Annotated in this window: 22 protein-coding genes; 6 read left to right on the forward strand and 16 right to left on the reverse strand. The window is 72.2% G+C overall.

Annotation, left to right across the window (positions count from 1 at the left end):
- Positions 1-4: 4 nt before the first annotated feature.
- Together IE325_RS04520 and IE325_RS04525 are read right to left on the reverse strand one after the other, a co-directional pair.
- On the reverse strand, positions 5-1,459 hold the full coding sequence (locus IE325_RS04520; RefSeq protein WP_190068320.1) for a sensor histidine kinase: 1,455 nt from the start codon (positions 1,457-1,459) through the stop codon (positions 5-7).
- A complete protein-coding gene (locus IE325_RS04525; protein ID WP_190068321.1) occupies positions 1,456-2,148 on the reverse strand; it encodes a response regulator transcription factor in 693 nt (230 codons plus the stop codon). The genes IE325_RS04520 and IE325_RS04525 overlap by 4 nt, the downstream gene beginning before the upstream one ends.
- A gap of 206 nt (positions 2,149-2,354) precedes the next feature.
- On the opposite strand from IE325_RS04525, the gene IE325_RS04530 reads away from it, so the two are divergent.
- The 3 genes from IE325_RS04530 to IE325_RS04540 are packed head-to-tail and all read left to right on the forward strand — an operon-like array spanning position 2,355 to position 5,096.
- Positions 2,355-3,641 (forward strand): ferredoxin reductase family protein, encoded by a 1,287-nt coding sequence (locus tag IE325_RS04530; RefSeq protein ID WP_190068520.1) that lies wholly within the window; start codon positions 2,355-2,357, stop codon positions 3,639-3,641.
- Between the two features lie 28 nt (positions 3,642-3,669).
- A complete protein-coding gene (locus IE325_RS04535) occupies positions 3,670-4,353 on the forward strand; it encodes an FMN-binding protein (RefSeq protein ID WP_190068322.1) in 684 nt (227 codons plus the stop codon).
- A gap of 2 nt (positions 4,354-4,355) precedes the next feature.
- The gene (locus IE325_RS04540) at positions 4,356-5,096 is read left to right on the forward strand and encodes an FAD:protein FMN transferase (RefSeq protein ID WP_190068323.1); all 741 of its coding nucleotides are present in this window, start codon (positions 4,356-4,358) and stop codon (positions 5,094-5,096) included.
- Between the two features lie 3 nt (positions 5,097-5,099).
- Here IE325_RS04540 and IE325_RS04545 read toward each other — a convergent pair whose 3' ends face one another.
- On the reverse strand, positions 5,100-5,933 hold the full coding sequence (locus IE325_RS04545; protein WP_190068324.1) for a hypothetical protein: 834 nt from the start codon (positions 5,931-5,933) through the stop codon (positions 5,100-5,102).
- A complete protein-coding gene (locus tag IE325_RS04550) occupies positions 5,930-6,361 on the reverse strand; it encodes a hypothetical protein (RefSeq protein ID WP_190068325.1) in 432 nt (143 codons plus the stop codon). The genes IE325_RS04545 and IE325_RS04550 overlap by 4 nt, the downstream gene beginning before the upstream one ends.
- 304 nt (positions 6,362-6,665) lie before the next feature.
- On the opposite strand from IE325_RS04550, the gene IE325_RS04555 reads away from it, so the two are divergent.
- Positions 6,666-9,101 carry a FlgD immunoglobulin-like domain containing protein gene (locus tag IE325_RS04555; protein ID WP_190068326.1) on the forward strand — a complete coding sequence of 812 codons (2,436 nt, stop codon included), beginning with the start codon at positions 6,666-6,668 and terminating at the stop codon, positions 9,099-9,101.
- A 3-nt stretch (positions 9,102-9,104) separates the two neighbouring features.
- Here IE325_RS04555 and IE325_RS04560 read toward each other — a convergent pair whose 3' ends face one another.
- Together IE325_RS04560 and IE325_RS04565 are read right to left on the reverse strand one after the other, a co-directional pair.
- On the reverse strand, positions 9,105-9,590 hold the full coding sequence (locus tag IE325_RS04560) for a hypothetical protein (protein WP_190068327.1): 486 nt from the start codon (positions 9,588-9,590) through the stop codon (positions 9,105-9,107).
- Positions 9,590-10,816 (reverse strand): molybdopterin-dependent oxidoreductase, encoded by a 1,227-nt coding sequence (locus IE325_RS04565; protein ID WP_190068328.1) that lies wholly within the window; start codon positions 10,814-10,816, stop codon positions 9,590-9,592. Before IE325_RS04565 ends, IE325_RS04560 begins: the two co-directional genes overlap by 1 nt.
- Before the next feature lie 114 nt (positions 10,817-10,930).
- Between IE325_RS04565 and IE325_RS04570 the strand changes: the two genes are divergently transcribed.
- The gene (locus tag IE325_RS04570) at positions 10,931-12,268 is read left to right on the forward strand and encodes a hypothetical protein (protein WP_229911641.1); all 1,338 of its coding nucleotides are present in this window, start codon (positions 10,931-10,933) and stop codon (positions 12,266-12,268) included.
- 67 nt (positions 12,269-12,335) lie between these two features.
- Entirely contained in the window at positions 12,336-13,043 is a 708-nt protein-coding gene (locus tag IE325_RS04575; RefSeq protein WP_190068329.1) for a DUF2470 domain-containing protein, read from the forward strand.
- A gap of 86 nt (positions 13,044-13,129) precedes the next feature.
- Here the strand turns inward: IE325_RS04575 and IE325_RS04580 are convergent, their stop codons facing one another.
- From IE325_RS04580 to IE325_RS04625, 10 genes are read right to left on the reverse strand one after another with little or no spacing between them, the layout of a single operon-like run.
- Entirely contained in the window at positions 13,130-14,689 is a 1,560-nt protein-coding gene (locus tag IE325_RS04580) for an ABC transporter ATP-binding protein (RefSeq protein WP_190068330.1), read from the reverse strand.
- A 34-nt stretch (positions 14,690-14,723) separates the two neighbouring features.
- Complete coding sequence (locus IE325_RS04585; RefSeq protein WP_229911642.1) at positions 14,724-15,635, reverse strand: ABC transporter permease; 912 nt, start codon at positions 15,633-15,635, stop codon at positions 14,724-14,726.
- The gene (locus IE325_RS04590; protein ID WP_190068331.1) at positions 15,632-16,585 is read right to left on the reverse strand and encodes an ABC transporter permease; all 954 of its coding nucleotides are present in this window, start codon (positions 16,583-16,585) and stop codon (positions 15,632-15,634) included. Before IE325_RS04590 ends, IE325_RS04585 begins: the two co-directional genes overlap by 4 nt.
- A complete protein-coding gene (locus tag IE325_RS04595; RefSeq protein WP_190068332.1) occupies positions 16,573-18,132 on the reverse strand; it encodes an ABC transporter substrate-binding protein in 1,560 nt (519 codons plus the stop codon). The genes IE325_RS04590 and IE325_RS04595 overlap by 13 nt, the downstream gene beginning before the upstream one ends.
- A 25-nt stretch (positions 18,133-18,157) precedes the next feature.
- Positions 18,158-18,943 carry a class I SAM-dependent DNA methyltransferase gene (locus IE325_RS04600; RefSeq protein WP_190068333.1) on the reverse strand — a complete coding sequence of 262 codons (786 nt, stop codon included), beginning with the start codon at positions 18,941-18,943 and terminating at the stop codon, positions 18,158-18,160.
- Positions 18,940-20,142, reverse strand: coding sequence for an MFS transporter (locus tag IE325_RS04605; RefSeq protein ID WP_190068334.1), 1,203 nt, complete (start codon positions 20,140-20,142; stop codon positions 18,940-18,942). The genes IE325_RS04600 and IE325_RS04605 overlap by 4 nt, the downstream gene beginning before the upstream one ends.
- On the reverse strand, positions 20,126-21,163 hold the full coding sequence (locus tag IE325_RS04610; RefSeq protein WP_190068335.1) for a dipeptide epimerase: 1,038 nt from the start codon (positions 21,161-21,163) through the stop codon (positions 20,126-20,128). The genes IE325_RS04605 and IE325_RS04610 overlap by 17 nt, the downstream gene beginning before the upstream one ends.
- Positions 21,160-22,230, reverse strand: a complete 1,071-nt coding sequence (locus IE325_RS04615; protein ID WP_190068336.1) for a PLP-dependent cysteine synthase family protein — start codon at positions 22,228-22,230, stop codon at positions 21,160-21,162. Before IE325_RS04615 ends, IE325_RS04610 begins: the two co-directional genes overlap by 4 nt.
- On the reverse strand, positions 22,227-23,057 hold the full coding sequence (locus tag IE325_RS04620) for a Rossmann-like domain-containing protein (protein ID WP_190068337.1): 831 nt from the start codon (positions 23,055-23,057) through the stop codon (positions 22,227-22,229). The genes IE325_RS04615 and IE325_RS04620 overlap by 4 nt, the downstream gene beginning before the upstream one ends.
- A complete protein-coding gene (locus IE325_RS04625; RefSeq protein ID WP_190068338.1) occupies positions 23,054-24,310 on the reverse strand; it encodes an ATP-grasp domain-containing protein in 1,257 nt (418 codons plus the stop codon). Before IE325_RS04625 ends, IE325_RS04620 begins: the two co-directional genes overlap by 4 nt.
- Positions 24,311-24,387 lie beyond the last annotated feature (77 nt).

Below are 24,387 nucleotides of genomic sequence, written 5' to 3' on the forward strand. Positions count from 1 at the left end.
CACGTCATGGGTTCGTAAGGGCTCCGACGGCCAGCGGGACCGTCACGGTGAAGACGGTCGCGCCCGGCTCGCTGGTCAGGTCGATCCGGCCGCCGTGGGCCCGGATCAGGGACTGGGCGACCGCCAGGCCGAGGCCGCTGCCGCCGCGGTCGCGGCTGCGGGCCTTGTCGACGCGGTAGAAGCGGTCGAAGACGCGCTCCCGGTCGGCGGGCGGGATGCCGGGGCCGGCGTCGGCGATCCGGACCTGGGCCGTGTCGTTCGCCAGCGACACCGCCACGGAGACCGGGGTGCCGGGCGGTGTGTGCATCGCCGCGTTGGTGAGGAGGTTGTCCAGGACCTGGCGTACGCGCTGGGGATCCAGGCGGAGGCTGAGGGCGCTGGGCCCGGGGGCCACCGTCAGGGGGTGGTCGCCGTGGGTGACCCGGAAGGCGTCCGCGGCCTGCTCGACCAGTTCCACCAGGTCGGCCTCCGCCAGCCGCAGCGGTGTCTCGACCTCGGCGGCGTCGAGACGGGCGAGCAGCAGCAGGTCGTCGAGGAGGAAGCCCATCCGGGCGGCCTCGGCACGGAGGCGGGCCAGGTGCCGGTCCCGCTCCTCCGGGGCGTTGGCGGCGGCGTACTGGAACAGATCGGCATAGCCGCGCACCGACATCAGCGGCGTCCGCAGCTCGTGCGAGGCGTCCGCCACGAAGCGGCGCAGGCGCTGTTCCGCCTCCGCGCGCACCGCGAGGGAGTCGTCGATGTGCTCCAGCATCGTGTTGAACGCGGTGCGCAGCTCCTCCACCTCGGGCCCGCCGCCGCGCGCGTCGTGCCGCACCGGCAGCCGGTCCGAGTCCGTCAGATCGTGCGAGGTGATGTCGCGAGCGGTGTGCGCCATGTCGCTGAGCGGCTTGAGGCCCCGTCGCAGCATGCCCCGCCCGAGCACCACGAGGGCCAGCAGCGCGAGCCCGAAGGTGACGGCCTGGATGGTGATCAGCTGGCCGACGGTGTCCTCGATGTCCGCCATGGGCGCGGCGCTGACCAGCACCACACCCGGCTCGACCTCGCAGGCACGCAGCCGGTACTCGCCCTGGCCCCGCAGCTGCTCGGTGCGCAGCAGTTCCGTGTGCGCGGTGGTCTGCGCCAGGGCCAGGGAGGTGAAGTCGTCGACGTCCTCGGGGAGGTCGCCGGGGTCCTCCGGCCTGCGCAGCGTCGGCTTGCCGTCCGCCACGTCGTACACGGCGTAGTACCAGCTGTAGTACTTCTTGCCGGAGAGGGTGCCGTAGTCCGCTATGGACTTGGACTGGGCGACCTGGCCCTGCGCCAGCGTGGTGTCCAGCTGGGCCGACAGATAGTCGCGCATATACGTCGTCAGGGCCGTGCCGACGACCGCGAACACCACCAGCGACAGCACCCCGAGGCCCAGCGCCAGCCGGGTCCCGAGCCGCATCCCGCGGTACGCCCGCCGCAGCCGCCGGATCACTCGGCGGCCGCCTGCCGGATGACGTACCCGAAACCGCGCACGGTGTGGATCAGCGGAGAGCCGGTGTCGTCGAGCTTGCGGCGCAGCCTGCTGACGACCAGCTCGACGACGTTCGAGCGGCCCCCGAAGCCGTACTCCCACACATGGTCGAGGATCTGCGCCTTGGTGAGCACGGTCGGTGACTTGCGCATCAGATAGCGCAGCACCTCGTACTCGGTCGGCGTGAGCGTGAGCAGTTTCTCGCCGCGGCGGACCTCGCGGGTGTCCTCGTCCATCATCAGGTCGGCCACCCGAAGGACGGAACGCTGGAAGCCTGGTCCCGCGCTGCGCCGCAGCACGGTGCGCAGCCGGGCCATCAGCTCCTCCACGGCGAACGGTTTGACCAGGTAGTCGTCGCCGCCGCGGGTCAGCCCGGCCACCCGGTCGGCGACGCCGTCCCGGGCGGTGAGGAACACCACGGGCACCATCGTCCCGGCGGCGCGCAGCCGGTCCAGGACGCCGAAGCCGTCCACATCGGGCAGCATCAGATCCAGCACCACGATGTCCGGGTGGAACTCGGCGGCCAGCCGCAGCGCCTCCTCGCCGGAGTTCGCGGTGGCCGCCTCCCAGCCCTCGTAGCGGGCGACCGTCGCGACGAGGTCGGCGATGGGCGGGTCGTCGTCCACGACCAGCAGGCGTACTTTCTCCACCCGTTCATAGTGCGGCACGGGGTGCGGAACCTCGGGGCCGGGTGAGGCCCCGCGGCCACTTCGATAACCAGCTGATAGATCTACGACAGCTTTCCGACAGCTCCGGCCGGTCAAGCTCGATATCCACAGACGAGATCAAGGAGCTGTCGCACGTGACGACGACCGTCCAATCGCCCCCAGCGCCCCCCACGGCGATACGCCCCAGGGTGGTCGCCCGCACGGGTCTGTACGCCGTGCTGGCCGCGAACGTGGCCGCGGTGCTCTACTTCTTCTCCGCCGCCGGCTTCGCCTCGAACGCGCTCATCGTGCTCGGCCGCCTCACCGGCCTGACCGGCGCCCTGCTGATGGCCTTCCAGCTGGTGCTGGTGGCCCGGCTGCCCTGGCTGGACCGCCGGATCGGCATGGACCGGCTGACGTCCTGGCACCGCTGGACCGGCTTCAGCGTCCTGTGGGCCCTGCTCGCCCACGCCGTCTTCATCACCTTCGGCTACGCCCAGTCGTCGTCGCTCGACCCGGTGAACCAGATCATCGACCTCGCCGAGACGGTCGAGGGCGTGCTGCGCGCGGTGGTGGCATTCGGCATCATCATCGTGATCGGCGTGGTGTCGGCCCGCTTCGCCCGGCGCAGGCTGGCGTACGAGACCTGGCACTTCATCCACCTGTACACCTACGTCGCGGTGGTCCTGGCGTTCACGCACCAGGTCGCGGTGGGTACGTCCTTCACGTCGTCGTCGGCGGCCACGGCGTACTGGTACGGCGTATGGGGCGTCGCGCTCGGCTCGGTGTTCGTCGGCCGGCTGGTCCTCCCCCTCTGGCGGAACTGGCGCCACCAGTTCCGGGTCTCGGCGGTGGTCCCCGAGTCCCACAACGTCGTCTCGATCTACATCACCGGCCGTGACCTGGACAAGCTGCCCGCACGCGCCGGCCAGTTCTTCCTGTGGCGGTTCCTGACGAAGGACCGCTGGTGGCAGGCCAACCCGTTCTCCCTGTCGGCGGCGCCCGACGGCACCCAGCTGCGGCTGACGGCCAAGGCGGCCGGCGAAGGCTCGGCGGCCCTCCGCCATATGAAGGTCGGCACGCGCGTCTTCGCCGAGGGCCCCTACGGCGCGTTCACCGCGATGCACCGCACACGGCCCGAGGCGGTGCTCATCGCGGGTGGCGTCGGCGTCACCCCGATCCGCGCCCTGCTGGAAGAACTGCACGGCCACGCGGTCGTGATCTACCGGGTCGCCTCGGACCAGGACGCGGTCCTGTACGGCGAACTGGCCGAGCTCGCGCAGATGAAGGGCGCCGAGCTGCACCTGGTGTCCGGCCCGGTCGTCCCGGACAAGCTGGCCCCGGCGGAGCTGTCCCGGCTGGTGCCGGACATCACCGACCGCGATGTCTTCCTCTGCGGCCCGCCGCCGATGATGAACGCGGTGATCGGCAACCTGCGTGAGCTGGGCGTGCCCAAGGAGCAGGTCCACTTCGAGCGCTTCAGCCTGGCCGGCTGAGCCGGCTGCCAACGACAAGGAAGACATCGTGAAGCGTGCAATACCCGTCCTGGTCCTGAGCGTGGCGGGCCTGGTCCCGGTCTGGCTCTACGAGCCGTCCCTCGGCACCGCGGCCGCGGAGACGGCGGCACCGGCTTCGACGCCCTCGGCGTCATCCGGTTCGAGCGGGACGGTCGTGAAGGGCTCGACCCTGCAGACGGAGAAGGGCCCCGTGCAGGTCGAGGTGACCTTCCAGGGCACCAAGATCGCATCGGTACGGATGCTGCAGCAGCCGAACCACCCCCAGACCACGGCGGCCGTACCGAAGCTGATCTCGGAAACCCTGGAGGCCCAGAGCGCGGACATCGACACGGTGTCCGGCGCCACGATCACGAGCGACGGCTACCGGGAATCGTTGCAGGCGGCGATCGACGAGAACGCGAAGTCAGCCGCTGCTTCCCCCTCGGGGGCCGCCTCCCAGACGGTCGACGGCCCGACGGTGAACACCGACAAGGGCCCCGTGCAGGTCCAGGTGACCTTCGAGAGCGACAAGATCTCGGCCGTGAAGATGCTCCAGCAGCCGAACCACCCCCAGACCACGGCGGCGGTCCCGCAGCTGATCGCCGAGACCCTGGAGGCCCAGAGCGCGGACATCGACACGGTGTCGGGCGCGACGATCACCAGCGACGGCTACCGGGAATCGTTGCAGGCCGCCATCGACGCGAAGGGCTGATCATGCACCGGGTCGAGCATGTCATGGGGTTCCCGGTCTCGCTCCGGGTCGACGACGAGCACGTGGGCGCGGACGTGGCGGACGCCGTGTTCGCGTGGCTGCGTGAGGTCGACGCCCGGTTCAGCCCGTTCAAGGCGGACAGCGAGGTCTGCCGGCTGGACCGGGGTGAGATCGCGCGGCACGCGGTCAGCGCGGACCTCGCCGAAGTGCTCGACCTGTGCGAGGAGTACCGGGTCGCCACCGGCGGCGCCTTCGACGTACGGCTGCCCGGGCGCGGGCTGGATCCCTGCGCGGTGGTGAAGGGCTGGTCCGTGCAGCGCGCGGCGGAGCTGCTGCGGGCGGCGGGCGCGGTGCGCTTCGTCCTCAACGCCGGTGGTGACGTGGTCGCGGGCGGCGGGCCCTGGCGGGTGGGGGTACGGCATCCCGAGCATGCCGACAAGCTGTGCACCGTGGCGGAGCTGACGGACGGCGCGATCGCGACGTCCGCCCGCTACGAGCGCGGCGACCACATCATCGACGGCCGCACGGGGCGCCCGGCGACGGGCCTGCTCTCGTTGAGCGTCGTGGCGTCCTCCCTGACCGTCGCGGACACGGTGGCGACCGCCGCGTTCGCGATGGGCGCGGAGGGCGTGGACTGGGCGGCGGCACGGGAGGGCTGCGAGGTGTTCGCGGTGGACACCGGGCGACGGGTGTTCCGTACGGAGGGCTTTCCGGTGGCTTCGGCGGAGGCGCGGGCGGCGTGACCGTCAGCCCGTGACACCGGCCGGCGGAGCGATGGTCCCCTCGAACACGCCTCGGTTCTCCTCGCTGACCTCCTGGCTGTAGGTGATGCGTTGCCCCTGGTAGGGGATGAGGAAGCCGAAGGTGAAGCGGTGGGAGGTGACGCGGAAGGTGGTGGCGTCCAGGACCAGGACCTCCTCCAGCCGGTTCAGCATGATGTCGCGCTCGCTCGCGCCGATTCCCGCGTCGCGCAGCTGGTCCAAGGTCGGCCGGAATTCGCGGGCCGCCTTCGCGAGGGCGGGTTCGTGCCGGCTGTCGGACAGTCGGGCGGAGGGGATGCGGAGACGGAGTTCGACGTGGCCTTCCGCCGTGCTGACGGTGACCTCGTTGCCGTATGCCCGGAAGGCGTCCAGCGCGGCGAGGGGGTCTTCCACCTTGTTCGCGAACTCGGGGTCGCTGAGGGGCCCGTGCTCCCAGCCGGCCGTGCCCTTCTTAACGTAGGCCGTGCCCTCGGCGACGTAGATCTCCTCGGGCTTGCGCACGCCCTTGCTGACGGTGGCGCCGGTGGAGTGCAGGGCCCATGCCTCGCCGGTGGTGCGGCGGACGGTGGCCGTGTAGGTCGCGGCGTTCTCCTGGCCTTGGAGGACCAGGCCCTCGCGGCCCCGCACGGTGAACGTCCAGCCCTTCCGCCCGGCCATCGCCTCCTCGGCGCGGGCGAGGAAGTCGGCGGCGGTGCGGGGCACGGGGGAAGCGGTGGTGGGCTGTGCGGACCCGGCGGGCTTCCCCTGGTCCGTGGAGTCCGCACAGCCGGTCAACGCGGCGGCGAGGAGCAGCACCTGCACGGCATGGGTCCTTCTCACGCGACGGCTCTCCTCGCCCGACCGTGCAGGGTCAGATAGAAGGTCTGGAGGGATTCCCCGGGGCCGCCGAGTTCGAAGCGGTTGCGGACCTTGCCGAGCGGGTTCCAGACCCGGCCGTCCGGCATCCGTACGCCGACCGGCTGGCCGAAGTACTCGCGCTGGGCGGAGTCGAAGTCCACCCATATCGCGCCCGCGCGCCGCACGAGCACCTCACCGACGTAGGCGCCGAGCCCGAACAGCGGATCCCGCACCCGCTCGCCCTCCGCCCCGCCCTTGCGCAGTCCGTCGATCAAGAAGTCCACGACCCGCAGGCTGGCCACGGAGTAGTCCAGCGGCAGTCGGTTGCGGGCGGTGACGCGCGCGACGAATTGCGCGGCGCACGACCGCATCTCACTGGCACACGGGACACGCTCGTCCGTACGGCTCATGGGACCCCACCCCTTCGTTTCCGTCCCCTACGAACGATCAAGCGGATGCCGCGTCAGGAACATCACGGGTGTGAGGCGTGTCGATTCACACACGGACAAGTCGCCTCGGGCGTACAACCTTTTGGATCTTCGGACGTCGACGGACACGCGTCCGTTTTGCCCCCTCCCGAGCCATTCGCACGGCAGGTCGATTCCCGTCCGTCCGCCGTGCTAGCTTGCGGCGCCTTTTGCCGGGCCGTTCCGCGTCGACCCCCGCGCGTCCGCGTCGAACGGCCTTCCTCGCCATGCCTGTTGGAGGTGCTCCGTGGCCGCACGCCACAAGCCGAACCGAAGACGACCACTCGTACGCGGCGGCCTTGCCGCAGGGCTGGCCCTCGCGGCCGCCGGCGGAACCCTGCCCTTTCTCCTGTCCGATGCGCATGCCGAGACCCCCTCGCTGACCGTCCCCGCCCCGGACCGCTTCCAGCCGGTCGCGAACCCCGTGTACGGCGCGGGGCCCGGCGGCGTCGTGGAGCGCGCGGAGGTCAAGGACCAGAGCGCGCTGGGCTACTACCGCTGGACACCGGACGGCGGTGCCCCGGTCGACCTGCCCGCCTCGTCCCCGTCCGACGACATCAACTCGATCGACGGAGGGGGCGGCAGCCATGTCTCCGTCACCAGCGGGGACGTCGTGGCGATCTACGACTTCCCGAACCGGGTGCGGCTCATGGACATGAAGTCCGGCACGACCACCCAGTACACGCTGCCCGACGGCCACTTCTACCGCGGTGTCTTCGGCTCGGCCGTACTCACCGCCACCCGGGACGCGAACGGCGACAAGAATGTCCTGCATGTGCTGCGCATGGCGGACGGGCAGCTCACCGACACCCTCGTCACCGGGCTGAACGGCTGGGTCGCGGAGGACGGCATGACGCTCGGCGGCGACGACCGTTCGGTGGCGATCTGGTACGCGCACCCGGACGGCACCCGCGGTGTCGGCCTGCTGGACCTGGCGACGGCCGAGGTCACCCCGGTGTTCCAGGGCGCCACCGGCGCAAACGCCCAGGTCGAGTTCTCCGACGCGTACGTCGCCTGGTACTCGCCCGACGGCGGCAACACCACGGCCCGCGTACTGCCTCGCGCCACCCCGGAGGCGGCGGAGACCAGGCTCGAACTCGGCCCGGACGACGCGGGCACCCCGCAGCTCGGACTCGTCGGCGACTGGCTGCTGACGACGCGTCAATTGACGCCGGGGGCAGGTGACTTCCTGGTCCGCGAGGGCGCCCCGCTCACCGCCCTGCCGATCGCCGGGGGCGAGCCCAGGACGCTGCTGGAGCACGCCGGTCGGCGGATGGCGCAGGTCCCGGGCGGCGGCGTGGCCGTCACCGGCGGCGCCTCATCCGGGGACTGGGCGGTGCGCCGGGTCTCCGTAGGCGATGACGGGGCGCCGGTGCTGCGTACGGTGCGCGAGGTGGCCCCCAAGGAGGGCAGGCTCACGCGGCTGTCGCTCACGGCCGGGCACCTGGTGACGGCCGAGTCCGACACCACGTACCTGCCCGCGCTGTTCCACCGGCGGATCACCCTCGGTGCCACCCCGTCAGTCGGCGACCGGTCGCTGCTCGCACGGCCGGACGCGCGGACCACCGGCGAGGCGGCACAGCGCGTGTACGACTCCCGGCAGCCGGTCGGCACCGGTGACGGCCGTACCGTCGTCGCCACGACCGACGCGGACGGCGCCCAGGTGCTCGTGGTGCTGGCGGTGGACGGCACGAGGACCGTCGTACCCGCCGTGGACCCGCAGAGCGGGGAGAAGATGCCGACCGGCTCCGACCACGTCTCGGCCGTGCGCTCGGCCTCCGGCCGCTACGTGGTGTTCGGCGACAGCGGACGCGGCCTGGAGGACCGTCAGTACGTCGTCGACCTCGACGCGTCCGGCGGGCCGAAGGTGGTCCGGGTCCGCCAGGGCCAGGGCGGGCTCGCGGTGTGGGGCACCACGCTCTGGATGCCCAGCGACTCGGACGACGGCACGCTCCAGGCCGTCGACCTCAAGACCGGTGCGACGACGGCCACGGACCCGATCACCGACAACGGCTGTCTGCCGCAGCAGCTCCAGACCTCCGGGCCCTGGGTGTACTGGGACTGCTACCCCTCGGGGTCGGTCAGCTCCGGACACGGCGTCTACAACACCCAGACCCGGCAGTCGTCCTGGGCGCCGCGCGGCACCCTCGGCGACGGCTATGTGGTGGCGTACGACGGGGACCGCGGCAGGCTCGACCTGACCCCGATCGGCGACGCTCCACGCACCATCGAGGCCTTCACCTCCCAGTACGCGTACCCGATCGTCGAGGCCGACCGCTTCGGCGGCGCGGTCGCCTACGCCAAGGAGAAGAGCGCCCAGATCACCGTCGTCGACTCGGGCGTCGCCACCTCCCCGGTGGCCGGGATCGAGTCGCGGGTCGATGGGTCAGTGGACCTCGGCTCCGCCACCGACGCCGTGTGGGACGCGCACTGGCAGCTGTCCAAACCCGTCGTCGACGCCCAGATGACGGTCCGCAACAAGACCGGGCGCACGGTGTTCGAGGGCTCGGCCGAGGAGTACGCCGCCGCCGTCTCGCTCACCTGGGACGGCCGCACCGACGACGGCCGGTACGTCAACGACGGCACCTACACCTGGGAGCTCACCGGCACACCGGCGGACGGCAGCGGGGCCGATCTCACGGTCACGGGAACGGTGGCGTTCAGCGGCAGCCATGTTCACTGAACGTCACAGGTCTCGCCCATCGACTGAGCGCGTACGCGGCGCCGGAGTGCCCGGCGACCCACCCCCGGATCGCCGTCGGCCGACCAGGAACACCACGGCCGAGCCCCCGAAGAGCACGGCCGTGATCAGCAGCCAGCGGGCCAGGAAGCCGTCCGTGGACAGGCCGGTGCCACTGGAGTAGCGGTCCGCGACGCGGCCGGTGATCAGGGGGTACCAGACCAGCAGGAGGAGCAGGGACAGGGCGGCGGGGACGCGGACGTACGAGACATGCGGACGGCAGCCTCGTACGAGCGCCCGATCCGCCGCCCCGTACACCGGCACCAGGACGAGGTCGTGCACGATCGCCGCGCCCACGAACCACAGCGCGATCTGGAACCAGTCCCCCTCCAGCAGCCGCACACCCGCATACCCGGCGAGCGCGAACGAGCAGAGGAGGAGCAGGATCTGGAGCGGACTGCCTACGGGGATCAACCAGGGTCGTCGTCGCATCACAGGTCTCCGAACGTCATCCGCGCCACCCACTTGGTGTTCAGCACACCGGGCGCGGCGGGCACGATGATCCGCGCCGGGTAGCCGTGGTCGGGGGTGAGGTCCTCGCCGTTGACGAACAGGGCGAGCAGGGAGTGGGAGTCGGCGACCTGGTTGGCGCGCAGGGCGGCACGGCGGAAGGCGCCGCGTCGTTGGAGGGACTCCACGAGGACGTCGGGCGGGTCCCCGTCATAGCCGACCAGCGCGGCCAGGTCCCGCAGCCGTACCCCTCGCCACCACTGGTCGGACGTCGACCAGCCCTCCACGCAGGCGATGGGCAGCGCGGCGCTGTGCAGCGGCATGGCGAGCAGGTCGGTGCGGCTGAGGCGGACCGTACGGCCGTTCCGGCCCTCGACCACCAGTCGCCACGCCTCCTCGTCCGTCTCGGCCGCGCGGATCCCGGCGTACGCGGCCGTCTTGTTGATCTGGAAGCCGCCGGGCCCGCTGCCCGGTTCGGCGCCGCCGTGCGGGGCGAGGAGGGCGGTGCGGCGCAGGGGGCCGTCGAAGTTCTGCCCGACGGTCGTGGCGAACAGCAGGAGCGAGCCGCCGCCCACGAACCACAGGGCGCCGCGTCGGGAGACGGTCGGCTCGGCGGGGTCCGGCGGGACCAAGTCGTTCTTCTCTTCCCGCAGTTGACGCAGATTGCGCCAGGCCATCGGCATCTTCAGCACCGCGTGCGCGATGAACGCGGCGATGAACACCCACGCCCCGTAGAAGTGCAGGGTGTAGAAGGAGCCGGGGAAGATGTAGTCGAGCTGGATGTTGAGCACGCCCGTCACGAACTCGAACAGCGCGCCGCCGACCAGGAGCAGGAGCGAGATCCGCTCCAGGGCGTGTGCGAGCGAGCGTGCCGGGGGCAGTGTGAAGAGCCTCGGTACGACCGACCACAGCTTGGCCAGGAGCACCGGGATCAGGGTGATGCCGAGGGTGACGTGGATGCCCTGGTTGAGGCGGTACAGCCAGTGCGGGTCGGTCGGCCAGGAGAAGAGATAGAAGCCGAGGATGCCCTTGTCCGGGGTCTTGTCGTTCACCGGCGCGAGGTTCGGGTTGTAGGCGGCGTAGGACACCAGCCCGGTCACGAACAGCACCGTGATCCCGCCGAGCAGGACGACGCCCAGTACTGAGGTCAGCCAGGGGCCGCGCAGCGGGCTGCGCCAGAAGGAGGGGGAGAAGGGAGACCGTGCCATGGGCCGACCGTAGGCCGGGGAGGGGCCGAAAAGGCCGTCGCGAACCATGACGAATCTCTGACGTCAGCGCCCGTCACGCGTCCGGCGGACCTCGGGCGTCCTAGCGTCGGGGGCGTGATCCACGATCTCCAGCCAGAGTCCGAGGCCCGCCGGGACCTCTACGCCGCCACGGCCGCCGTACTGCTCTTCGTCGCCGCCGCCGTCCTCGGCACCCTCATCGAGGACCGCGACGGCACCCTCTTCGTCAACTGGCCGCCCCTGCTGGCCTCTTGGGGCCCGCACATCGGCCCGGGCACCCCGGCCGCCATCACGGTCGCGGTCACGGTCGTGGTGTACGGCCCCGCGCTGGCCGCCCGCCTGCCCTGGCGGCGGCTGCTGGCCTGCGTCTGGCTGGTCGGCATGGCATGGACCTGGTCGCTCGCGCTGATCGACGGCTGGGAGCGCGGCATCGCCCGCCGGCTGACGACACGGTACGAATACCTCCAGGTCATCGACCGCTTCCACGACATCCCCCAGACCCTGCGGCACTTCACCGAGCACATCGTGGTCGGCGCCTCCCCCGAGCAATGGCCCGCGCACATCGCCGGGCATCCCCCGGCGGCCACCCTCACCTTCGTCTACCTGGACCGCGTCGGACTGGGCGGCGGTGCGTGGGCCGGCGTCTGGTGCATCACGGTCGGCGCGACCGCCGCCCTCGCGATCCTCGTCACCGTCCGCACCCTCGCCGACGAGAAGCTCGCCCGACGGGCCGCGCCGTTCCTGGTGCTGGCGCCGGCCGCCGTGTGGATGGGCACCTCCGCCGACGGCTACTTCGCGGCGGTCGCGACCTGGGCGGTGGCGTTGCTCGCACTCGCGGTGACGGGGCATCGGCCACGCTGGACCGGCCTCGCCTCCGGCCTGCTGTTCGGCCTCACCGTCTATCTGTCGTACGGCCTGACGCTGTACGTCGTGATCGCCGCGGCCGTGCTGGTGCTGGGCTCCGAGCGCGTCCGGCCCCTCCCCTTCGCGCTGGCCGGGTTCGTGGTCGTGCCGATCGTGTTCACGGCGTTCGGCTTCTACTGGTGGGAGGCCTATGACCTCCTCGTCACCCGCTACAACCAGGGCGCCGGCGGCACTCGCCCGCAGGCCTACTGGGTGTGGGCGAACCTCGCCTGTCAGGTGCTGGTGGTGGGACTGGCGACGGCGGCGGGGCTACGGCGGACGGGGGCCGTGCTGCTCCGCCGGGACCGTACGCCCGCGTTCCGGCTCGGGATCCTCGTGCTCGCCGCGCTGGTGGCGATGCTCGTCGCCGATCTCTCCGGGATGAGCAAGGCGGAGACGGAGCGGATCTGGCTGCCGTTCGCGCTGTGGCTGCTGACCGCCTGTGCGTTCCTGACGAGGCCGCGGGCATGGCTCGCGGCTCAGGCGGTGCTCGCGCTGCTCGTCAATCACCTGGTGCTGACCGGCTGGTGAACACAGAGACATGGGAGATAAGGTTAGGCTTGCCTAAGTCGAAGCGAGATGTATTCGAAAGGTTCCCATGTCTGCTGCCTCCTGCCCTGAGCCGACGCCCGCCGAGCGTGCCCGCTCGGTGCTGGCGGCGGCCGACTCGCTGACCGTCACCAGCCAGGGGCATCGCATCGAGCTGATCGGCCTGCACACCGTCGATGCCGCCGCACGGCTCCTCCTGCACAATCCGCCGGACGGTCATCTGGCCGCAGAGCTGGCCGTCGCGCCGCAGGGCGATCTGGCCACCCTGGTCGAGTTCACCGACATCGCCCCCGTCGCCGTACGCGAACGGGTGCGCGCCCGGCTGACACTCGGCGGCTGGCTCACGGCCCTCGGCCCGAAGACCCTGGTGTTCCACCCGGCCCGGGCCGTGCTCACGGAGGGCGGCCTGGCGACCGTCATCGGCCTGGACGAACTCACCCTCGCCTCCCCCGACCTCCTGGCCACCCATGAGGCGGAGATGCTGGCCCGGCTCGACGCGGCCCACGCCGACACCGTGGCCCCGCTCGCCCGGCTGCTGCCCGCAGGGGAGCAGCTGGGCGCCGCCGTCGTACGGCCGTTGCGGCTCGACCGGCACGGACTGGTGCTCCGCTCGGAGGCACCGCACGCCCACCACGACACCCGGCTGCCCTTCGACACCCCGGCCACGCACCCGGGAGAGGCGATCCGTCAGATCCACGTCCTGCTCGCCCGGGCCACCGCCCGCCCCCGCCGCCGACGTCTGCCGACCAGGTCGTAGCCGAGGGCGCGCCCCCATAGCCGCCGACCTCCGGGCCACTCGCCGAGGCCTTCCCGTCTCCTCAGCGAAGGCGCCCGGAGGTCGGCTCAGCCATGGATCCCTCCGGCCTGGAGCCGCCGTGTCGTCCGCATGAGGTCGACGGTGAAGGGATGTTGAGGGGCCGTCAGGATGCGTTCCGCCGAGCCCTGTTCGACCACCTTCCCCGCGTCCAGTACGGCGATGCGATGGGCCAGACGTGCCGTGTCCAGGTCGTGGGTGATCAGGACGAGGGACAGGCCGTCGCCCTCACCCACCAGCCCCGCGAGGAGGTCGAGGATGCCGCGCCGGGTCACCGTGTCCAGGCCGGAGGTGACCTCGTCGCAGATCAGCACCCGGGGGCGGGCGAGCAGGGCGCGGGCCAGGGCGGCGCCCTGGAGTTCGCCGCCGGAGAGTTCGCCGGGGCGGCGACGGGCCAGGTCCATGGACACGCCGAGGCGCTTCAGGGTGGCCGCCGCCTCGTCCGTCGCCGCCTCCTCGTCGACGCCGCGCAGCCGCACCGCCGTACGGGCCACCTGGTGCAGTACGGGCCGGTGCTCGTCGAAGGCGGCGCGGGCGTCCTGGAAGACGTACTGCACGGCGGCGAGTTGGGCGCGGTCGCGGTGGCGCAGACTGCGGGGCAGTGGCCTGCCATCGAGCTGGATCTCGCCGTCGTGGCCGCTGTGCAGGCCCGCCAGGCAGCGGGCGAGGGTGGTCTTCCCGCTGCCGGAACGGCCGACCACGGCCAGGCATTCGCCGGAGTTGAGGACGAGGCGCGGGGCGGTGAGGACTACGGTCCGGCGATCGTGCACGGCGGTCAAGTCCCGTACGGCCAGGACTGGTCGGGCCTCCTCAGTGATCGGCTCCTCCCTCGGGACCACGTACCGCTCCTCCAGCAGGCGCCGGGTCCATTTGTGCCGGGGCGCCGCCCACAGCCGTTCCACCGGGCCCGACTCCACGACCCGGCCGGCGCGCATGACGAGCACCTCGTCGGCGAGGGCGCGCACCACGTCGAGGTCGTGGCTGAGCAGGACGACCGCGATGCCGCGTGCCGCGAGGGCGGCCAGCTGTTCGACGATACGGGCCTTGGTCAACGCGTCCTGACCGGTGGTGGGTTCGTCGGCGACGATGACCCGGGCGCCGAGCAGCAGGGCCTGGGCGAGGACGACGCGCTGCTGCTGGCCGCCGGAGAGCTGGTGCGGATGGCGGCGCAACAGGACTTCGGCGTCCGGGAGTTGGGCGTCCGTGAGGGCGCGCAGGAACAGAGCACGGGCCGCCTCGCGGCGTTGCGCGCGCGGCAGGTGGCGGACCTGGGGGCGGGCGATGTCGTCGAGGAGGGCGCGGACACGGCGGGCGGGGTTGAGGACGGCGGCGGGGTGCTGGGGGACGTAGCCCACCGGGCCGTCGGCCGGGCGTCGGCGTACCTCGCCAGTGACGCGGGCGCCCGGCGGATACTCCCCCAGCAGCGCGAGGCCGGTGGTGGTCTTCCCGCTGCCGGAGGCGCCGACCAGGGCGGTCACCTTGCCGGGCAGCACTCGCAGGTTCACTCCGTCCACGATCGCACGGCCGTCGATCTCGACGCGCAGCTCGTGAATCTCGGCGACGGGGTCGGCCACGTTGTCATGACTCACGGACGCAGGCCTTTCTTGTCCCGGGTGACGGGGCTCATGGACGGCGGCCTCTTTTCGCCGGGGCGGCAGCGCCCCCTTGGGGGCGCGGGGCTGTATCGATATGCGGCTCCGCCGCGGGGCGCGACAAGCCACGACCCGCGGCCGCCCGACGGCCCATCCCGGCACTCCCCGCGGATCGAAACGCGGCGTCGAAGAGCAGGTTGGTGCCCATCGTCAGCGCCACGATCAGCAGTGCGGGCACCACCACGGCCCAGGGCTGCACCAGCAGGCCGGTGCGGTTGCGGTCGACCATGACCGCCCAGTCGGCGGCGTCCGGCGCGACCCCGACGCCGAGGAACGCGGCCGTCGACACCAGGTACAGCACACCGGTCAGCCGGATCCCGGCGTCGGCGGCAAGGATGCGCAGCGTCGACCGGCCGACGTAGCCGACGGCGATCCGCCACCAGGTCTCACCCTGCATGCGCAGCGCCTCGACGGCGGGACGCGCGGCCGCCTCCCCCGCCGCCGCGCGCACGATCCGGGCGGCGTCGGGCACGTTCACCAGCGCCACGAGCAGCGCGAGCCCGATGGCGCCCGGCGTCAGCACCGAGGCCACGAGCAGGATCAGCAGCAGCGACGGCACGGCGAGCAGCACGTCCAGCGGCCGCATCAGCAGATCCTCCAGCGGACGCAGCCGGGTCAGCGCGCTCATCAGCCCGACCGGGACGGCGACGAGATAGGCGAGCCCGGTCGCGGCCAGGGCGGTGACCACGACGGTACGGCCGCCCAGCAGGATCTGCCGCCACACGTCGCGGCCCACGAAGTCGGTGCCGAGCCAGTGGCCGTCGCTCGTGGTGAAGGAGATGGCCCGGGGGCCCGGGTCGCCCGCGAACAGCGGCCCGAGGAGGGCGAGTGCGAGGGGGACGGCGACGACGGCGAGGCCGAGCGCGAAACGGCGACGTGTCATGCGGCCACCCCCGCACGGGGATTCAGCCGGTGGGCCACCAGGTCGGCACCCAGGTTGACCACGACCGTCAGCACCCCGAACACCACGGCCAGTCCCTGCACCACCGGTACGTCCCGCTCGGCCACGGCATTGAGGAGCACCGTCCCCAGCCCCGGGATCACGAAGAGTGCCTCCACCACGATCACTCCGCACAGCAACCAGTCGACGGTACGGGCGAGTTGCTGGACGGCCGGGGCGAGCGCGTTCGGCAGGGCGTGGGTGTAGCGGACACGGGCGCCGGGGACGCCGTAGCGGCGGGCGTGGGCGGTGTAGGGCGCGGCGAGGGCGTCGACCATGCCGGCCCGGACCAGGCGGGACAGGGAGCAGACCGGGCGGGCCAGCAGGACCAGGACGGGGAGGACGAGTGCGGCCGGGTGGGCGAGGAGGTCGGTGCCGTAGCCGACGGCCGTGGGGGGCAGCCACGCCAGTTTCAGGGCGAGGACCGTCACCAGGAGCACGCCGAGGGCGAACTCTGGTACCGCGTACACGGCCAGCGTGACCGAGCTGATCAGTCGGTCGACCGGGCCGCCCTCGTGGCGGGCGGCGAGTACGCCGAGGCCGAAGCCGAGCGGGGTGAGCAGCGTGAGGGTGAGCACGGCCAGGATCAGGGTCGGTCCGAAGGCGTCGGCGATGTACTGGGTGACGGGGCGGCCGGAGGTGAGGGAGGTGCCGAGGTCGCCGTGGAGCAGGCCTGTCGCCCAGTCGGTCAGCCGTTCGTATGCCGGTCTGTCCAGGTGCATCGCCTCACGGATCGCGGCGATACGGGCCGGGTCCGGCTGGTCGCCGGCCAGGGCGACGGCGGCGTCGCCGGGGAGTGCTTCGGTGAGGGCGAAGATCAGCAGGACGACGGCGATTGTCTGCCCGGCGCCCAGGAGCAGGCGCCGGGCGACAAAAGTCCTCACGCCAGCCACACCTTGTCGAAGCGCGCCCAGTCCAGGGTGTTGGCCGGGGCCTTCGACTCGACTCCCCGCACCGTCCTGGACGTTCCGATGATCCAGTCCGCGAAACCCCACACCAGAAAGCCGCCCTCGGCGTACAGACGGCGCTGCATGCGCTGGTACACCGCGGCCCGTTCCGTCTTGTCCCGGGTCGACTGGGCCTGCTGATAGAGGGCGTCGAAGTCCTTGTGGTGCCACTTGGTGGCGTTGGTGGTGGAGTCGGTGAGCAGGCGCTGGGAGAGGTGGGCCTCGATGGGCATGGCACCGGAGCGGTAGCAGCACAGGGCGCCGGTGTCGAGGATGTCGCTCCAGTAGGAGTCCTTGCTGCCCATCTTCACGTCGATCGTGACGCCCGCCTTCGCCGCCTGGTCACGGAAGATGCCGGCGGCCTCGGTGAACCCGGCGGCCACGGCCGAGGTGTCCAGGGTGACCTTCAGCTTCTCGGCGCCGGCCTGCTTGAGCAGGGCGCGGGCCTTGTCGAGATCCTGGGTGCGCTGCGGGAGATCGGCGGCGTAGTACTCGTAGCCCTTGCCGAACAGGTCGTTGCCGACCTCGCCCGCGCCGGACAGTGCGCCGTCGACGAGTTCCTGCCGGTCGGCGATCAGGAAGAACGCCTCGCGGACCCGCTTGTCGTCGAAGGGCGCCCGGTCGGTCTTCATGCAGAACGCCTGCATGGCGCTGTTGCGCAGCCGCACGATCTCGATCTGTCCCTTGCCCTCGTGGGCGCGCGCGGTGGTCGGGTTGAGCTCGTGTGCGTACTCGACCTGGCCGCCGAGGAGGGCGTTGACGCGTGCGGACTCCTCGTTGGCGACGACGAACTCGATCTCGTCGAGGAGCGGGGCGCCGTCCCAGTAGGCGTCGTGGCGGCGGAACACGGCGGAGCGGCCGGGCGAGAACGACACGAAGCGGAAGGGGCCCGAGCCGATCGGCCGGTCGTCGAACTTCGTGGCGTTCTCGGGGACGATGTACGCGCCGAACGCGGCCAGGATGTTGGGGAATTCGGCGGTCGGCCGCTTCAGCACGAACTCGATCGACCGCTCGCCCGTGGCCCGGCTGGCGTCGAGGTCGATGGGCTCCAGGGACGCCTTCGCTCGGAACGCCTGCTTCGGGTCGGCGATCCGGCGGTAGCTGTACAGGACGTCCTTGGCGGTGACCGGGCTGCCGTCGTGGAAGGCGGCCTTGCGCAGCGTCACCTGCCAGCGGTCCAAGGCCTTGTTGGCCTCCCACTTCTCGGCGAGGCGGGGTTCGGCGGAGAGGTCGGCGCCGTAGTCGGCGAGCTTGTCGAAGAGTGCCTTGGCGCGGGCGACGTCCGCGAAGAGGTTGGCCAGGTGCGGGTCGAGGGTCTCGCTGGCGCCGCCCCCGGCGAACGCAGCGCGAAGCCGACCGCCGCGCTTCGGGGTGCCGCCGGAGGCAGTGTCGGCGGTGCCGCCTCCGCAGCCGACGAGAGTGAGGGCAGCGGCCCCCGAGGCGGCGGCGAGGAAACCGCGGCGGCGCAGGCCGGGAAAGCGTTCGTCGTTCATGACTGGTCCTTCTTCGTGTCAGATGTCAGATGGTGGTGCGCAGGCGCGCTACGACGTGCAGGCGGTCCGCGTCGGCCGTCGTGCCGGGCAACTGGCCGTCCTGCCAAGGAGGTTGAGTACGCGGGCCGGGCCCGTCATGGAGCTCGACGACCTCGAAGCCGTGCACGCCGAGGAAGTGCCGTAGCTCCTGCGGCAGCAGCAGCCGCCAGGCGGAGCGTTGCTCGACGGGACGCGAGCCGTCGCCTGTCGTCCATACGCGGGTGCGGCGCAGGAGTTGGGCCGTGCGGTCGACGGTCAGGGTGGTCGTGGACCGGTATGCGGTGCCCTGCCAGGTGAAGGCGTCGGCCCTCGGGCGGTCGAGCAGGTCGGTACGGCCCAGGAAGTACGCCCCGTTGCGCATCTCCGCGATCAGCAGCCCGCCCGGTGCGAGGGCCCGGCGGCAGGAGGTGAGGAAGCCGTCGAGCTGGTCGTTGGTGTGGCAGTACAGCAGGGAGCTGTCCAGGCAGACGACGGCGTCGAACACGCCCAGGTCGAACCCGTGCAGGTCGGCACGGACATAAGCGGGTCCCGGGTGGTGGGACCGGGCGTGGGCCAGCATCGCCTCGGAGAGGTCGGCGCCGGTCACCGTGCGGCCGGCGGAGTGCAGGTGCGCGGCGTCGCGGCCGGTGCCGCAGCCCATGTCGAGGACGCGCGGTCCGGCGTCGTGGCGGCGCAGACAGTCCTCCGTCCAGCGTCCGGCGAGGCGGTCGGGGTCGGGGAAGCGGGCCTCGTAAAGGGCGGGCTGGTCGGTGAGGAGGTTGCCGTCGGTCATGCGCTGGCCTTCTCGCGCACCGGGTCCGCGACAGCCGGCAGCGCCCCGCGCCGGTGCAGCCACGCCACCCCGCCCGCCGACGACAGTCCGACGACGGCACAGCAGATCCAGGGCAGGCTCTCCCCGCTGTCCATGGCCCAGCCGACGACCGCGTTGCCGAGGGCGGCGGCGATGCCGGAGACGACGTAGAAGATCCCGAAGTACGTGCCGGTCAGCTCGGGCCGGCCGAAGCCGGGGATCAGCTCCATCACGAAGGGGGAGGCGATCATGATGCCGAGGTAGAGGAGGAGCGCGCTGAGCAGGACCAGCGGGCCGCCGAGCAGGGGTGGCAGGAAGGCCAGTCCCATCACGGCTAGGCCGATCGCGATCCAACTCGCCCTGGGGCCACGGGACTTCAGCGACCGCGTGATTCTCAACTGAAGGGCCAGGTTGGCGACCGTACCGATGAGGAAGACGAGGCCCGCCGCCCCGTCCCAGCCGGTGGCCTCCCTCGCGCCGTCCGGCAGCAGCAGATACAGCTGGTTCTCCAGGGTGAACATGCCGACCATGGCGAGCGCGAAGGCCAGGAAGGCCCGGTTGCCGAGCACCTCCCGCCAGTCCCCGAGGATGCCGCTGCCGGTCGGCTCGACCTTGCGCGCGGGCAGGACGAGGGCCTGTGTGACCGTGAGCACCGCGAAGATGCCGGCGGCGGTCAGCGCGGACGTACGGAAGTCGACCAGGAGCAGCGCGCTGCCGAGCAGCGGGCCGATGAGCGCGCCGGTCGTGGCGAACACGTTGAACAGCGCGAACGCCTCCGCCTTCCGCTCCCCCGCCTCCTGCGCCAGATACGCCCGCACCGCCGGGTTGAACAGCGCCCCCGCGAGCCCGCTCAGCACGGACGCGGCGAGCAGCACCGCCAGCCCGTCGCCCAGCGCGAACAGCCCGAAGCCGACCGTCCGCAGGGCACACCCCGCGATGATCACGCCCCGCGCCCCGAGCCGGTCCGCCGCCGAGCCGCCGATGATGAACAGGCCCTGCTGGCTCAGATTCCGCACCCCGAGGACGATCCCGACGACCGCCGCCGACATACCGAGGTTCTCGCCGAGGTGGGTGGCGAGGTACGGGATGAGCAGGTAGAAGCCGGTGTTGACGCCGAGCTGGTTGACGAGGAGCAGCTGGACGGCGACCGGGAAGCCGCGCATCTCACGCAACGTCCGCATGGGCCGCCACCTCCTCGACTCCCAGGCCGGGCAGGGCACTTGGCCGTACGACGCCGTCGGCGCCGCCGATCCCCCGCCACGGGTCGTGGGCGAGCAGCAGATGCCCGTCCAGGTCGACCCAGCGGGCGCGGTCGGCGAGGTGGACGGCGGGCGCGATGCCGAGGCTGCTGGCGGTGAGGCAGCCGAGCATCAGCTCGGTCCCGCTGCCCTCGATCGACTCGGCGATGTCCAGGGCCGCGCGGACGCCGCCGCACTTGGCGAGCTTGACGTTGACGCCGTGGACGCGTCCGGCGAGGCGCCTTACGTCCGCCAGGCTCACCGCGTCCTCGTCGGCGATGACGGGCAGCGGTGACCTCTCGGCGAGGGCCGCCAGCGCGTCCGGGTCGCCGGGCGCGAGGGGTTGCTCCACGGCCTCGACGCCGAGCGCGGCGAAACGGGGCAGCAACCGCTCCGCCTCCGCCACGCTCCAGGCGCCGTTCGGGTCGAGCAGCAGCCGTACGTGCGGGGCCGCGTCGCGGATGACCCGTATGCGTTCGACGTCGTCCTCGGGGTCGGGGGTGCCGGCCTTCACCTTGACGACCTGGAAGCCGGCCGCCGCGAGCCGGCGGGCCTCGGCGGCGGCGTGCGCGAGCGGGGTGATGCCGATGGTGCGGGCGGTGGCGGCCGCGGGAGGCGCCGGGGCGCCGAGGAGGCGGTGGACGGGGACGCCGGCGCGCTTGCCCACGAGGTCGAGGAGAGCGGACTCGACGGCGGCCGTGACGGAAGCTGGTGCTGCGTCCGAGGGGAGCGCCTCGAGGGCGCTCTCGGGATCGGGGAACCGCTCCACATCCACCGACCGGGTCAGGCGTACGAGCGTGTCGGCGTCCAGCCCGTAGTACACGCTGCTCACGGCCTCGCCGTAGCCGGTGACGCCGTCATGCTCGACGCCCAGCCACACGGCGTCACGGGCGGTCATCACGGAGCGGGAGATGCGCAGCGGCTCGGCGAGTTCGAGCCGTACGGTGCGCAGGCGGGCCTTCATCGCTTCCCTTTCAGTGGATCGGCGACCCGTGTGCAGCGCGCCCACCCGCGCGCCTCGGCGGCGCGGGGGTGCGGTATCTCCACGGGACGGGTGGCGGCATCGGTGAGGTCGAGGCCGTGGGCGGTGAGGAAGTCGTCGTCGTAGACGGTGCCGAGGTAGCGGTGCGGCCCGTCGGGGAAGACGGTGGCGACGGCCGCGCCCGGGTGGACGCGGGCCGCCCAGGCGGCGACCCGGGCGACGGCGCCGGTGCTCCAGCCGCCGCTGACGAAGCAGCCCCGGGCGAGGCGCCGGCAGCTGTCGACGGCTTCGGCGGGGCCGATCCAGTGGACCTCGTCGAAGGCGTCGTAGGCGACGTTGCGCGGGTGGATGCTGCTGCCGAGGCCGCGCATGAGACGGGGCCTGGCGGGCTGGCCGAAGATGGTCGAGCCGGTCGCGTCGACGCCGATCAGGCGCAGGCCGGGCCAGTGGCGGCGCAGCGGGCCGATCACGCCGGCGCTGTGGCCGCCGGTGCCGACGCTGCACACCAGGATGTCCAGGTGGTCGAGCTGGGCGGAGAGTTCGGCGGCGAGGGAGGCGTAGCCGGCCGTGTTGTCGGGGTTGTTGTACTGGTCGGGCCAGTACGCGCCGGGGAGTTCGGCGAGCAGGTCGCGCAGCCGGCCGAGCCGGGCCGCCTGCCAGCCGCCCTGGGGCGCCGGGCGGTCCACGATCTCCAGACGGACGCCGTGGGCACGCAGCAACTGCCGCATGGACGGCTCCAGTTCACTGTCGCCGACCAGGACCACGGGGTGGCCGAGGGCCTGTCCGGCGAAGGCGAGCCCGAGGCCGAGCGTGCCGGAGGTGGACTCCACGACCGGGGCGCCGGGGCGCAGCTCGCCTCGCTCACGGGCGCCGAGCAGCATCGACACGGCGGCCCGTGCCTTCATGCCGCCGGCCGCGAGCCCTTCGAGCTTGGCCCAGAACCCGGGGTGGGCGTACGGCAGCTCGGCGGTGACCCGGACGACCGGGGTACGGCCGAGCAGCGCGAGCAACTCCGGCTGCGCGGTGGGTCGTACGACGGTGGCGGTCATCGTCGGCCCCCGCGGTACTGGTGGACGACTCCGGACCCGCCGTCGAGCCAGAAGAAGGGGTACGGCTCCGCGCACACCGCGCTCACCCCGTGCCCCAGGAGACGGGGCAGTACGGCGCTGCCGGTCTGGGCGAACATCACCAGCGGCTTGCCGTGCCGCAGGGCGTGCTCGCGCAGCGGTTCGAAGGTGCCGTTGCCCAGGGTCATCCCGGACACCAGCAGCGCGTCGCAGTCCCCGGCGGCGGCCAGCGCGTCGGCCACGACCGGCTCGCCCCACTCGGTCGTCCCGCCCTTGAGGTCGCACGGCACATAGCCGAGCCCACGCGAACGCAGCGCCTCCAGCAGGGAGTTGACGACACCGACGACCAGCACGGTGGCTCCGGCTGGGAGGTCCAGCAACTCCACCACGGCTCGCGCCCGCGCCCGGGACTTCTCCAGCGAGGACCCCGCGGGCAGGGCGACGGGCAGCGCCCCGCGCTCCGGGGTGTGCGGGGCGACATGCATCAGGTAGGCGTCGAGGGCGGCCACCCGCACGGCGGGCAGCGGATGGCCGAGGAGCCGTGCCACATCGGCACCGACACAGTCGTCCAGCGCGCTCTCGGGCAGCTCACCGGGTTCCACGGCACAGGAGCCGACGGCTTCGGCGAGCCGGAGGCTCAGCACTTCGTTGCGGTAGCCGGTGCCGCGTCCGTCGTGCCGTACGGCCTGGCGGGTGGTGAAGGCGACGGCGATGCGGAGGGTGCGCGGGTCGGGGCCGAGGGCGCCGGCGCGGGCTCGCGAGAGGAGGTCGTCGTAGGTGCGACAAGGGGCTTCGTCGAGGGCGGTCATCGGATCACCAGCCCCGCGCGGAGCCCGGTCAAGATGTCCTCGACGCGGTCACGGGCTCCGAGGCCGTCCGGGTCACCTGCCATGACATGGCCGAGGTACTCGTTGTTGCTGCCGGCGGCCTTCACCGACTTGCCGGGCTCGGCGAGCTGTACCTCCAACACGCCGGGCTCATCGGCCGGTTGATGTCCGCCGGGCGCCTCCAGCGTTCCCGTGCGGTCCGGGACGAGGAAGCCGATGGCGGCGCTGCGCAGGCCGGTGTCCGTACGGGTGAGGTCGGGGCGGCGGCCGAGGGCGACGTCCACGAAGGCGGCGGCGAGGTCGATGCCGGTGACATGGCGGACCAGCTCGGTGATGCGGTTGCCGGCGGGCCGGGGGTTGACCTCGACGACGCGTGGCCCGGCGGAGGTCAGCTTGATCTCGGTGTGCGCCACGACCCCGTCCGTCAGACCGAGGGCCTTGAGCGCGCCGAGCGCGGTCTGCTCGGCGGCGTCCAGGTCCGCGAGCGGCAGGGCGGCCGGGAACATATGGCCGGTCTCGATGAAGGCGGGCGCTCCGCCGACGCTCTTGTCGGTGACGCCGACCATATGCACGGCACCCGCGTAGGACACGGTCTCGACGCTCACCTCCGGGCCGTCGAGGAACTCTTCGAGGAGGAGGCCGGGGATGCGCCGCTGCCCCCGGGCGTTGACCGGGAAGTCGGCCAACTCCCGGAAGAGCGCGGACAGTTCGGCCTCATCCCCGATCCGCCGCACATACATGCCGGCGCACAGGTCTACCGGCTTGGCGACGAGCGGGTAGCCGATCTCGGCGGCGGCCCGCGCGAGGTCGGCCCACTCCTCGTGGACGGCGAAGCGCGGCCCGGGAAGGCCCGCGTCGGCGAGGACACGGCGGGTGGCGTCCTTGCGGCAGGCGTTCTCCATCGCCTCGGGTCCGGGGCCCGGCAGGCCGAGATGCCCGGCGATCCGGGCGACCGTCGGCAGGTAGTAGTCGCAGGAGGTGATCACCCCGTCGAAGCCCAGCACCGAGTGCAGCCTCGCCACCTCGGGCAGCAGGGCATCGGCGTCATTGGTGTCGGCGGTGATCACATTGCGCGCGCCGAGCAGCGGATGCGCCGTCCCCTCGGGCGCCGAGCGCAGATAGTGATGCAGGTCACGGGTGAGGAAGGTGAACTCGTGCCCGCCCTCCAGGATCGCGCGTGGCAGCAGCCTGCTCATCGATCCGACCCAGCTCTCGACCACCAGCAGATGAGCCACAAATCCCCTTTTCGTGCGGCGAGTTCATACGTCAGGGCAGCCCGGGTCACCCCCTCGGCCGGAGGGGTGTCGGACTT

This window comes from Streptomyces lanatus (genome assembly GCF_014655715.1).
Taxonomy (GTDB): domain Bacteria; phylum Actinomycetota; class Actinomycetes; order Streptomycetales; family Streptomycetaceae; genus Streptomyces; species Streptomyces lanatus.